This window comes from Levilactobacillus lanxiensis, from assembly GCF_016861655.1.
GTDB classification, from domain to species: domain Bacteria; phylum Bacillota; class Bacilli; order Lactobacillales; family Lactobacillaceae; genus Levilactobacillus; species Levilactobacillus lanxiensis.
The window spans coordinates 146599-158146 of record NZ_BOLN01000010.1; the positions used below are offsets into that span (position 1 = coordinate 146599).

The 11548-nt window shown below is 52.4% G+C and carries 8 protein-coding genes; all 8 read left to right on the forward strand.

Annotated features, from left to right (window positions below; translation table 11 throughout):
* Nucleotides 1-150 precede the first annotated feature (150 nt).
* Entirely contained in the window at nucleotides 151-1701 is a 1551-nt protein-coding gene (locus JUF22_RS12225) for a glycoside hydrolase family 43 protein (RefSeq protein WP_203646646.1), read from the forward strand.
* Nucleotides 1702-2698: 997 nt separating this feature from the next.
* A complete protein-coding gene (locus tag JUF22_RS12230; protein WP_203646648.1) occupies nucleotides 2699-4525 on the forward strand; it encodes a DUF2207 domain-containing protein in 1827 nt (608 codons plus the stop codon).
* A gap of 372 nt (nucleotides 4526-4897) precedes the next feature.
* Entirely contained in the window at nucleotides 4898-7996 is a 3099-nt protein-coding gene (locus JUF22_RS12235; RefSeq protein ID WP_203646650.1) for a YfhO family protein, read from the forward strand.
* Nucleotides 7997-8141: 145 nt separating this feature from the next.
* Nucleotides 8142-9056, forward strand: a complete 915-nt coding sequence (locus tag JUF22_RS12240) for a prenyltransferase (RefSeq protein ID WP_203646652.1) — start codon at nucleotides 8142-8144, stop codon at nucleotides 9054-9056.
* A gap of 190 nt (nucleotides 9057-9246) precedes the next feature.
* On the forward strand, nucleotides 9247-9546 hold the full coding sequence (locus JUF22_RS12245) for a hypothetical protein (protein ID WP_203646654.1): 300 nt from the start codon (nucleotides 9247-9249) through the stop codon (nucleotides 9544-9546).
* 92 nt (nucleotides 9547-9638) lie between these two features.
* Nucleotides 9639-10112, forward strand: a complete 474-nt coding sequence (locus tag JUF22_RS12250) for a hypothetical protein (protein ID WP_203646656.1) — start codon at nucleotides 9639-9641, stop codon at nucleotides 10110-10112.
* 2 nt (nucleotides 10113-10114) lie between these two features.
* Entirely contained in the window at nucleotides 10115-10591 is a 477-nt protein-coding gene (locus tag JUF22_RS12255; RefSeq protein WP_203646658.1) for a hypothetical protein, read from the forward strand.
* A 4-nt stretch (nucleotides 10592-10595) separates the two neighbouring features.
* Nucleotides 10596-11177, forward strand: a complete 582-nt coding sequence (locus JUF22_RS12260; protein ID WP_203646660.1) for a hypothetical protein — start codon at nucleotides 10596-10598, stop codon at nucleotides 11175-11177.
* Nucleotides 11178-11548 lie beyond the last annotated feature (371 nt).

Below are 11548 nucleotides of genomic sequence, written 5' to 3' on the forward strand. Positions count from 1 at the left end.
TTTTATGGGGAAATGGGTCAGAAACGTCAAGGTCACAAATTGACTAAAAATAGGTATGAAGGAAGATAACGGCCTTTTGTGAAAGCGATTACAATATAAGGTGTCTCAGGTTATTAGAAGTTTTAAAAATAAAGCTAGGTGGCGTAAACAATGGCAAATGTACAGTATGAAAATCCCATTTTACATGGATTTTATCCGGACCCTTCGATTTGTGCGGTGGGTAAGGACTTCTATCTAGTCAATTCCACGTTCTCTTATTTCCCAGGGATTCCGGTGTTTCATAGTCGGGACTTAGTTCATTGGGAACAGATTGGGAATGCCTTGGATCGAGATTCGCAGGTGAGTCTACGAGGAAATGATGATCACGAGGGTATCTATGCTCCCACGATTCGCTATAATCAAGGAACGTATTACATTATTGCAGACCATGAAACGACGAAGAATCGTGGTGGCATGTTTGTTGTCACAGCTAAAGACCCACGTGGGCCGTGGTCTGAACCACGCTTCATTGATGCTGCCGATGGGATTGATCCCAGTTTGTTCTTCTATCAGGGCAAATGCTACTTCGCCGCGACGCATGACAATTCAGCCGGGCCAAAGTATCCTGGAGATAAAGAAATTTACGTTGCTGAATATGATTTGGAAACAGGGCAAATTGGAGATACGACCCCGGTTTGGCAAGGCGCCTTACGGAACGTTGTTTGGCCAGAAGGTCCGCACCTGTATCACCGGGGCGATCACTTCTACCTGCTGATAGCGGAGGCGGGGACGTCGCACCAACACGCGATGACGGTTGCCAGAAGTAAAAACATCTTCGGGCCTTACGAAGGGGACTTGGATAATCCCATTCTCACGCATCGTTTCTTGGGCAAAGACTTCCCGGTTAAAAACGTTGGGCATGGCGACTTTGTTCAGGCTTATACGGGCGACTGGTACTTTGTGTGCCTCGGTAGCAGACAGTGTGAAGGCTATGTCAATCTGGGTCGAGAAACGTTCCTAGGTCGGGTCCAGTGGGAAGATGGCTGGCCGGTCTTGAATCCTGGTATCGGTCGTCTGGCAACGCACGGCGAACTGAATCTCCCTAGTCAGACGGTCCCACAGTTAGCGAATAAACTGACTTTTGAAACGGATAAAGCAGACTTACGGACGCTATATCTGCGTAACCCTTACCGCGACCACTACGTTTTGGACCAGCAAAAACAGGTGTTGAAGGTAGTTTCTTCTCTGAAGTCGTTGGCAAGCATGGACTCGCCAACATTCTTGGGGATTCGTCAAAGCACTATGACGGGGACCTTTGAAGTGGCCTTTGGCGAGGTCACAATTCCGAACAGTCAGGTGGGACTGGCGGTTTATCAGAGCCATACGCACTTTGTGACGTTTATGATCAGTGAAGCTGACGGGCAATTTGCGTTAACGGTAACGAAGCATCTGGATGATCAGGAGACGGTCGTTGAAACGGTCACCTGTCCAGAGATGCCGAAGAAACTAATTCTTAAGCAGCACGGGCAGAAGCTGTCATTTGGGTACTTTGACGAGGCCATCGGCAATTATCGTTGGCTGGCTACCCAGATGGAAACGAGTTTCCTAAGCACCGAGGTCGCCGGTGGCTTTGTGGGCTGTGTTGATGGTGTTTATTGTTATGGGCCAGAGGGTCAAGGAACGGCTGAAATCCAGTCGATGACGACGAGTGATAGTTTTTAGAAATCTCTAATAGGCGACACTTTCCGGTCAATACCGGAAGGCTCGCCTATTTTTCTGCATAAAAATAGACCCCAGCGAGGCGTGTCGTCGGGGCCTGGCAAATGCATGTGTTTCCTAATTCTTGACTGAAGGTACTGGATTGGTTTGACTAGTTAGGGGTGCCAATGCAATCCATAGGTGGGTGCTGGTTGGTAACGCCCATCTACAGGCTTAATAGTAACTGAGCAAGTGGGGAAACACAATCAAAGTGCTTCACAATCGGATTACCGGGCGATTGGTTGAGTTGGCGGGCTATTAAGCCGGTGGGTACGAAAGCGAGACAGACTAGGCGGTGAATGGGGGTCACTCCTGTATTCTAAAGAAGTCGTCGATTTAGGTGATGATGGGAAGGAGTGAGTAACTTGTTGAATGCTTTCTTATTTCCACTGGCGGTGGGATTACTTGTCGCTTGGTTTGCCGATTGGCTAAGTCGCAGACATCGGAAATAATTTTTTCGATTTTTAGCTCGCCAGTTTTGTAGCTTAAAACTAAAAAACACCTCAACGACCACAATCGTTGGGGTGTTTGGCGTGTTTGTTGAATGCTTTCAAATACATGATACAAGGATGATACTGAAATAGCAATCAAAGACAACGACAATCGTGTTGTCGGGTTATTAGTTTTGCGGATTGGTTAAGTCGTAAACATCGGAAGTAGGTGTTCCTTAGCCCACCAGTTCACTTTTAGAACTAAAAAACACCCCAACGAGTGCAATCGTTGGGGTGTTTGGTGTGCTGAATTCTTTTCTCACCATTATGGTACCTGGCTAACTGGTAAATAGCAATCAAAGATAACAACAATCGTGTTGCTGGGTTATTGGTTATTAATGGAGATCTTTACATACCACAGACTATTGGCGTGAAACGGCAGACCAGCCCAAAGATTCTTTGCCAACGAATACCCACCCCGAGAACGATATGCTACACTGAAACAAACACGGGAAAACGGGGGGATGAACATGCGAAAAGGAACGGGACTGATTTGGAGCCTGGTGGCGGTGTTGACCATACTATTGGTGTGGGGCAACACGCCCGTGACCGCGTCAGCCAGCTATAAGATTCAACCATTTAACATGCACGTGACGGTCTTGAAAAATGGGGATGCCAACGTCACGGAAACGTTGACGTACCATTTCAATTCGGATTATCATGGCGTCTTTAACGTGCAGGATCTGCGGGGAATTCGGGGTGGCAAACTCACCGAGGTGCAGACGCAGCTCAATGGCGGCAAGGTTGTGACGGCCAAGCCAGGTAGTCATCAACAAGACAATACCTATCAGCTGACGCAGACTTCCAAACGGCTCAAGGCCAAGCTGTACCGGTCAGTACGTGCGGGTAACCGCCTGAAAGTCACGTATAAATTTCATTTGCGTGGGGTTATCACGAACTACCGCGACACCGCTCAGCTTAACTGGCGCGTCGTTGGCGGTGGTTGGGAGGTGCCGCTGACCAACGTGACGGTCACGATTCAGTTGCCAGCGAAAAACATCACGCAGCTGCAGGGGTGGACGCACGGACCTTTAGACGGCCACACGCAGGTCAATCGTGCGGCCGGGACCGTGACGATGACGGTGGCTAATAATCCTTCAAACAGCTTTATTGAGAGTCACCTGCTCTTTCCAACCAGCGTGACGGCGACCAACCCCAATCGCGTTGCGAAGAATCATAAAGCCGCGGCCCAACGACAGGAAGCGGCCTTGGTCGCGGATGCCAATGCTCAACGAAAGAGTCGGCGCCGACTGGTTTACGGTGGCTACGTGGGCCTACTCGTGGCGTTGGTCGCGACGCTTGGTGGGTCCTGGTGGTGGTTGAAACGCCATCCGGCCAACGTTTATTCGCGGCCCATTCCAGTCGACCACTTCTTTGATGTCCCGCGCGTAACGCCAGCTTTAGCGGAATCGCTAGTTGATGCGCGTTGGCCAAATACGAATGCGCTGACGGGTGATATCATGATGGCGGCGGGCAATCACCAGCTTAAGGTGGAAACGGTGAAGGATGGGCGACGGAACACCGTCCGGATCACCAAGACGGGGACCGTGGACAATTATTTCTTGCAGAAATGTTTTGTGCGCCTGGGTGCCAACGACAGCTTCACGTTAAAAGAACTCAATGCATTTGCGAAGAAGGATAAGAAGGGCAAGGTTGGCAAGTGGTTCGAACACTGGCAAACGGGCATCGACGAGCAAACCGACCAATACCAGGACGACGCGAACATCACCTTGCGCCAACGGTTAGTCTGGTTGGCAGCGGGTATCAGTGTACTGGTTATCGCGTTGGTCATTTTCGCCTGGGTCATGGGACTCGACGAGTTTGCCCTGACCGCGGGTGGCGGCGTGATCTTGCTGATTGGCGTCTGGAGTTACGCCTTGGTTCAACGGCGTCGCATCGACCGCAATAATACGGAAGGCCTGATCTTGGTCAACGAAATTCAAGGTTTTCGGCGGATGCTCAAAGACATCGGGCACTTTAACACGGCTAAGATTGGTGACCTGATTTTGTGGGAACAAATCCTGCCGTACGCCGCGGCCTTTGGATTAGCCAAGCAGGTTGCCCGGAAATTGGAAATTGATTTTGGCCGAGCAGAAGTGCAAGCCAGCTTTATCGATTTCTACCCACTGTACTTCGCTAACGTCACGGGGCAACCGCTGGGCGATGCGATTGGCAGTAGCGTTGCCGGCTCGATTAAAACGTCGAACGACCTAAGCTCCACGTCTGGTGGCTCCGGGGGCTTCTCTGGCGGCAGTTCGGGCGGATTCGGTGGCGGTTCCGGCGGTGGTGCGTTCTAAGAACGATTGCCCAGAACAGAATATAAGCAAACCTCGGTCGCCATGAGCAGTTTTCAAGCTCGTGGCGACCTTTTGTATGGACCAGTTAACCAACGCCGGCGTTTCCAGCAAAAGGGTGGTTTTGGCAAAATGTTCCATGTGAAACATTACAATCGGGTATCGTCTGGCGAGAATCATTGACACGGAGCGCTTTTCTTGCAAAAATTGAGGTTAACTTAGCTAACACTGACGCCATTTAAGCTTTTGGTCAGCGTTTTTGGAAGTGACATTTTAATTGTAATCAAAAAAATGACAATTTACTGGTTGGTCCGAATTAGTCGGCAGACAGGGGACGAATCAGACCAGCAACCAAATGAAAACGGAGGGAACAAAATGAAAATCGGACACCGCCAGTGGCCGCTGTGGGTGCTTTACACCTTAGCGTTTACGGTGATTGCGGCATTGGGGTTTGGCGTGTTTGGCCTGGCCAATCGCACCATGATCTGGTACATGGACGGGGTGACGCAGCATTATCCCGTCATTTTAGAGCTGCACCGCTTGCTAGCAAAAGAGGGCGTCGGCGGGCTAGCCGGTTGGTCCTGGACGATGGGGCTAGGCGCCGACAAGCTGACAACGCTGGCTTATTACGTTCTCGGCGACCCGTTTGCCTACGTGTTGGCACTGCTACCGACGAAATTTTTAGAGGCGGGGTTCGGCTGGGCCATTATTCTACGGCTCTACGCCACCGGCCTAGCCTTCCTGGCACTGGCCAAACGATACGCGTTTAAGCCCAGCAGCTGCCTGTTGGGGGCCATTACGTACGCCTTTACCGGCTACTCGCTGATGGTGGGCGTCCATCACCCCTTCTTCCTCCTGCCCATGATTTGGCTGCCCCTATTGTTCGTCGGCATCGACCGAATCCTTCACGGCAAAGGGTGGGGCTTGCTGGCACTGATGACCGGGGTGACGATTCTCAGTAACTTTTATTTTGCTTACATCTTAGGGTTGGGCAGTCTGATTTACGCGGTGATTCGCTACTTGCACGTCAAGCAGCAGGGGACACTGGCTGTGAAATTGCCAGTGGTCATTGCCCGTTTCTTGGCCGCTGCCGGGCTGGGCATCTTAATTTCTGGTGTGTTGCTAGTCCCTTCACTCCTGATGATGCTCAATTCCACACGGACCGGGTCGATTTTTGCCAACGGCCTGTGGCTCTATCCGATTGATTACTATTTAAAATTAGGCAACGCCGTCCTGACAACTGGGAACACGCTAAATTACTGGAGCGTACTGGGGTTGAGCGGCATTTCCTTCTTTGGCTGCGTCTACACGCTGGTCCATTGGCGGCAGCACAAATGGGTGGCGGGCACGCTCATTGCCGTCGTCATCGGCCTGATGTTTCCGGCCGTGGCAGCGGTCTTCAACGTAATGTCAACGCCGTCTAACCGCTGGATTCTGCTGGCAGCCGTGCCGGTCGGACTCGCAACGATGACGTTGGCCGACCAGCTGACGACCCTGACCAACCGGGACCGGTGGTGGCTGGCGGGGAGTACGGTTGGCCTGTTAGCGCTGGTTTACCTTTGTAACGGCTTGGTCTTTAGTAATCCCGCCCGAGACCTGATTACCTACGGCCTCCTGCTGGCGTTAACGGCGGTCCTTGTGGCCAATGCGCCAGCTCGCGTCACGCTGGGGGTGGTTTGGACACTGGTCGGCCTCAATTTGGTAAATAATGCCTGGGGCTACTACGACCCGAACGCGGGGGTACAGGCGACCCAGGAACTTCGCCGGGGCGACGCGACTCGCTACATTCAGGATTACTTTGATGGTGCCCAAACGGTGGCCCAAAAGTCGACCACGTTCAGTCGAGTCGATGCCACGCGGAACTTCAATCTCTTTCGGACGGTTGGCAACAACATGACCATGACCCACGGCCTCCACGGCACGATGTCGTATTTTTCCGTTCAAAATGGCTACGTAGGGCAATTTAGCCGCGACCTGCAGAACTCGGAGTATGCGATGAACGCGCCGATTGGGCAAGGGGATAGTCGAACCACACTGAATCAACTGCTGGGGGTTAAGTACCTCTTTGCCCGCGAGGATCAGGTGGCTGCACATCAAGCCTTACCGTACGGCTATCATGCTCAGAAAAAGGTCTTCACCGAGAAGCCCGTCTACGCGTTATCCAACGGGGTGGGCACGCAGGTATTGACGACCAAGCTGGCCTTCCCGTTGGTCTACACGCAACCGCAAGCGTTAAAGACCGGGGCTTGGCATCAGCTAAGTGGCGTCGACCGGGAACGGAGTTTGACACAGGGGGCCGTCACGCCAACGGCAGTTAAGGGTGTGAAGACGGTAGACTACCAGTCGCCTAAGCGGACGCTGGGCTACACGGTCATGCCCAATGCTGTGCCAGTGATTGACAGCACCAACAAGGTTGTCCAGTATCGCCTGAAACAGGGGCAAGCGGGTCTGAAGACCGGGCTGAACGAGAAGCAACAGGATATGTTTGGTAGCACGCTGAAGGCGCCCAAGCTGACCGTGGATGAGAATGGCTTGATCAGCAAGCAGGATATGCAGCAGTATGGCCCCATGGTTGCCTTGCACCAGAACCAGCAGGCATTGAACCGGGTGTTGACGAAGAACCAGACGATTCTGAAGCAAACCACGACGGCAAACGCGACGGGGCTGCACCAACTGGCCAGTGATGCGCAAGACAATCCGATTAGCTACACGCTGACGTTGAACCGGCCCAAACGCGCGCAGGGGACCGAGTTGTATTTGGAACTCAACGGCATTACCTCTGAGCAATTGACCACGGCCGGACAGCTTCAGGCGCAGGACAATACCAGCGTGTTGGGCGCCACGCCACGGTCGGCGCTAACTAAACTGAATGCCTGGCGCGATGCCATGCGGACACCGGACCTGGGCGATTACTGGGTCACGGCGAGAACGCGTAACGCGGCCAAGACGTTCTCTCAATTTGGGATCGATAACTTATCCGACTATGAACCCAAGCAACACGTTCTGCTGAACCTGGGCTATTCTCAGCAATTGCGCAAGACCATTGATGTGACCTTTAACGCGACGAAGCAGATCAATTTCAAATCGGCGCGGTTGATTGCCGTGCCATTTGGGCAATCTTACGATCAGCAAGTTCACCGCGTTCAACGGCGGGGCTTGCAGCATGCACGGGTCACGAACAACCAAATCACCGGGGACCTGACGACAGGTCAGACCAGCGTCATGACGACGTCGGTGCCGTACTCAACGGGCTGGCGACTGACGGTGGATGGCCGGCCAACCCGGACTCTGGTGGTCAACGACGGCTTTGTTGGCGCTCGGCTACCTAGCGGGACGCACCGAATCAAGCTGACGTACCAGACACCGGGACTCAAGCTCGGTTGGATGCTGACGGTGGTCGGGCTTATCGGATTAGCCGGTGAAGTCGATTGGTGGCATTGGCGTCAGAGAAAACGGAAAAGCAGACTGAAGTAAACAGACTAGGGTGTTGCGACTGTCCATGGGGCGGGAGCGGCACCCTCTTTTTGTTGACGGAAATTTCGGTGAGCTTGGGGGCCAGCATTGCGCTGTAAGTTTGGTAAACTGGAAATAGTGTCAAACAATGTGGGGAGTGAGAAAAATGTCACGGTGGTTAACGTGGCCCGTGTTTTACGAGTTAACGGAGATTTACACGGCGCCACTCAACGTTATGTGGTTCATTTTGGGTGCAGCGATTGCCCAGTTCTATGCGGGAACGGTGGATTGGGTGAACGTTGGGTTGTGCCTGGTGGTCGTTTTTATTTTTGATTTGGCGGTCAACGTGGCCGACAATTACTATGATTATCAGCACGCCCATGACCGAGCGGGATACGCGCAACAGACGAATCCGGTTGGGCGGTTAGCCTTGCCTGAAATGGGCGTCGCGCAACTGGCCTGGGGCTTGTATGCGTTGGCTGCGGTGCCGGGTGTCGTTTTAGTTTGGCGGACGGGCTGGCCGGTGGCGGTCTTTGGCCTCGTGGGTTATTTAATTGGGATCTTTTACACGGCCGGACCGCGGCCTATCAATGCGACGCCGTTCTCTGCAATCATTGTGGCGCTGGCGATTGCCTTTCTGATTCAACTGACCTGCGTTTACGTGTCCATCTATGGTCAACGGCCGCTCACCTGGCGCATGGTGGGCGTGACCTTCTTGCTGTGTCTGCCGTTGACGTTGATCTTCTTTACGCTACAAATGGCTAACGATACGGCTGACCGGGCGGAAGATATTGCCAATCATCGCTACACGTTGGCCTATTACCTGGGCCAGCGCGGATCCGTGCGGCTGATTCAAGGGGTTGTGGTTCTGGGTAGCCTGTGGCCACTGGTCAACGTGGCCCTGGGCCTCGCACCGGTGTGGACCGCGCTGGCAGTTCTGTTGCTGCCCGTGATGTGGCGGGGCATGCAGCCGTTCTTTCGGGTTCAGGATAAGCGCCAGACGTTCATGACGATGGTTAAGAGTGCGTCCTTATTTTTCGTGGCGTACCCGCTACTGTTTGCGTTGGGCGCCTGGTTATAGGGTGAAATGTCAGAATTAACCCGGGTTATAGTTTGAAAATAGTGACGTCGATTTCGGTTAGTCAGCGGAATCGGCGTTTTAGTTTGCTTACGGTGAGATTGTTTGGGGGCGTGGTGATTTTGGCTATGCAAGCGTCCCAAAGTAAGGTATCGTGGAAGGTGTAGTCAGCAGGTAAAGGAGCTAACTAGCCATGAACCGCAGTATGAAACCTTATTTAATCATTTATGATATCTGTTGTATCGGGAGCCTGGTTGCGTTGCCAGCCTTGCTGTTTTTTGCCTCGTTTCGTGATCAGCTGCTGTATGCGGTCCTGATTGGGGTGGGCATCGGTGACTGGCTGACGCGGTCACTAGCGTTACGACGATATCAGCAAAACTTTGGTTACTATCGAGTGGCTTGGCGCCTGCGCCGAGTGGTGTTGGCCTTACTAACGGTAATGGTGGTGTTGGCAATTTTGTTGGCGGCAGTTGCACGGATACAGGGCAGTTAGATGAACGTGGGGACGTTGATCTAACGGGGGAATATACTCGGGTTAACCCGGGTTATAAGTCAAACAGCTAGTTTTTCCTGGGGAGGAAAGTAATGACAGCACACGTTCGTAGTTATTTACGACAACAGGTTTTTGACGCCTTCTTTTTCATTGTCGCGGTCAACATAGGGATTCAAGCTGTGCCTAAGTTCAGTGAGTGGTATTGGCAGCGGGGAAATACTATTTTCCTGGTGTTGATGCTGATTCTGTTGGGTATTGAGGGACTGCTTACCCTATGGCGGCCGCAGCCTGATCCCGCCGACTTTGACTGGCAACAGCGGCGGCACTGGCTCTATCTATTGAATGAGCCCAATGGGGATTATCAGCAGATGAACCTGACCTGGTCCAAGGTCGTTATTGTCGCGGCCGCGCTGGGGGCTCTCAGTCTGCAAGTCGGACGCGTATCGCTTTGGCGTGAGCAAGCTGGCCTGGGAGTGGCCGGTCTGACCACAGGAATCTATCTCATGAATATCGGGTTGTGGGGCTATCGGTTGGGCAAACGCACACAAATTTCGGGGAGGAAATAAGCGTGACGAAGCAAACAAGAGATTACTGGCAACAATTTTTCGGGGATATTATCTTAGTTATGGTGACGCTGCAGTTAGCCATGATGCTGTTGGAATGGGATGGCGAGTGGGCTTGGCGGTTCCTAGCGGTGGCGGGCTTTGCCGTGGCCGCTATTGGCCTGAGTGCCGTGAGTTTAGGGCATTTATTCTGGCACAATCCACGGTCATTAACGACCGAACAGACGGCGGATTGGCTCTACTTATTAAATGAGCACAGTGCCAATCCGGTGCAAAATTGGTGGACCTGGTCAAAGGGCCTTCTCGGGGGTCTGGCAATCTTAATGGTGGCCATTAGTTTTAGTGCGGATTTAATAAACTTACCACCCACGACCAATCTGTTTTTGGGCTTGGATAGCGCGGCAATCGCGTTAGGCATCGTGGGTGTGAATATTTTGCGCTGGCTACTGACGCGTGGTCGGCGGACGGCCAGGAAGGGGTAGGGGCATGACACGAAAGAAATTTATTTGGGGCCTCGTGATTATTCTAGGTAACGCGGGAATCCTGTACAGCTCACTAGCCATGCAGGCGACGATTCCGTGGAGGTTAGGGCATTTAGCACTGATGGTGGGGCTGTTTAACCTCAGTCTAGTTTTTTGGCAACGGCACTGGCAGACATTTTGGCACGGTACGATTGACCGGTTTGCGGAATTGGTGTGGCTGGTGCTGGGAGATCTGGCTTATGGGTTCTTGGCCATCAGTCCGGCCGTTCAGGGCTGGCAAGCTAGCGTCTGGCAGGTTGCCAACGTCGCAAACTACGTGGCGATTGCGTTGTTTTTAGTGGCGGCCTATGAGATTGGTCAGGCTTGGTATCAACGACGCGTGCCAAAGAAGGTGGAGACGTTGCGGCAGAAAGTTTTCCGCATTCTGGTTTTCTCCGTCGCTTTTCTCGGCGCCAGTTGGTTAGCCCGGTTGTTGTGGCCACAGGCCGGCCAACTTAATTGGCAGCTAGCGGTATGGGTGATTGGCTGTTTTGTTGTGGGGAGTTTTTGGCCAAACAAGCGTCATAAGAATTCGTCGAATACATAATAATAGGGGAAGATGAATGAGAAAGTTTGATGGGATTGTCGCGCTGCTAATGGTGGTTGGTGCGGTTTCTTTCTTGGTTTATTTTTTGTTACTGATTTTAAGACGGCGCTTCTTTTTACGGTTGTTTTGGTGAGTGTTTCGTACATTAAGCAGTATTTTTCGAAGAAGTAGGGGTTACGATGCTTGGGACCAGGCATCTCTAATAGTACAGAAAAGAGGCTGTGACATAACTAGCCTCTGTAGAACAAAAATAAGGCACGAAACCGAACTTTGGTTTCGTGCCTTATTTCCATGCTCTTGATTCTCAAGCCGTCTTCTCCTGGTGGAGACTAACTTGAGGATATTCAATGCTAGAACGAGGATTCCAGTTT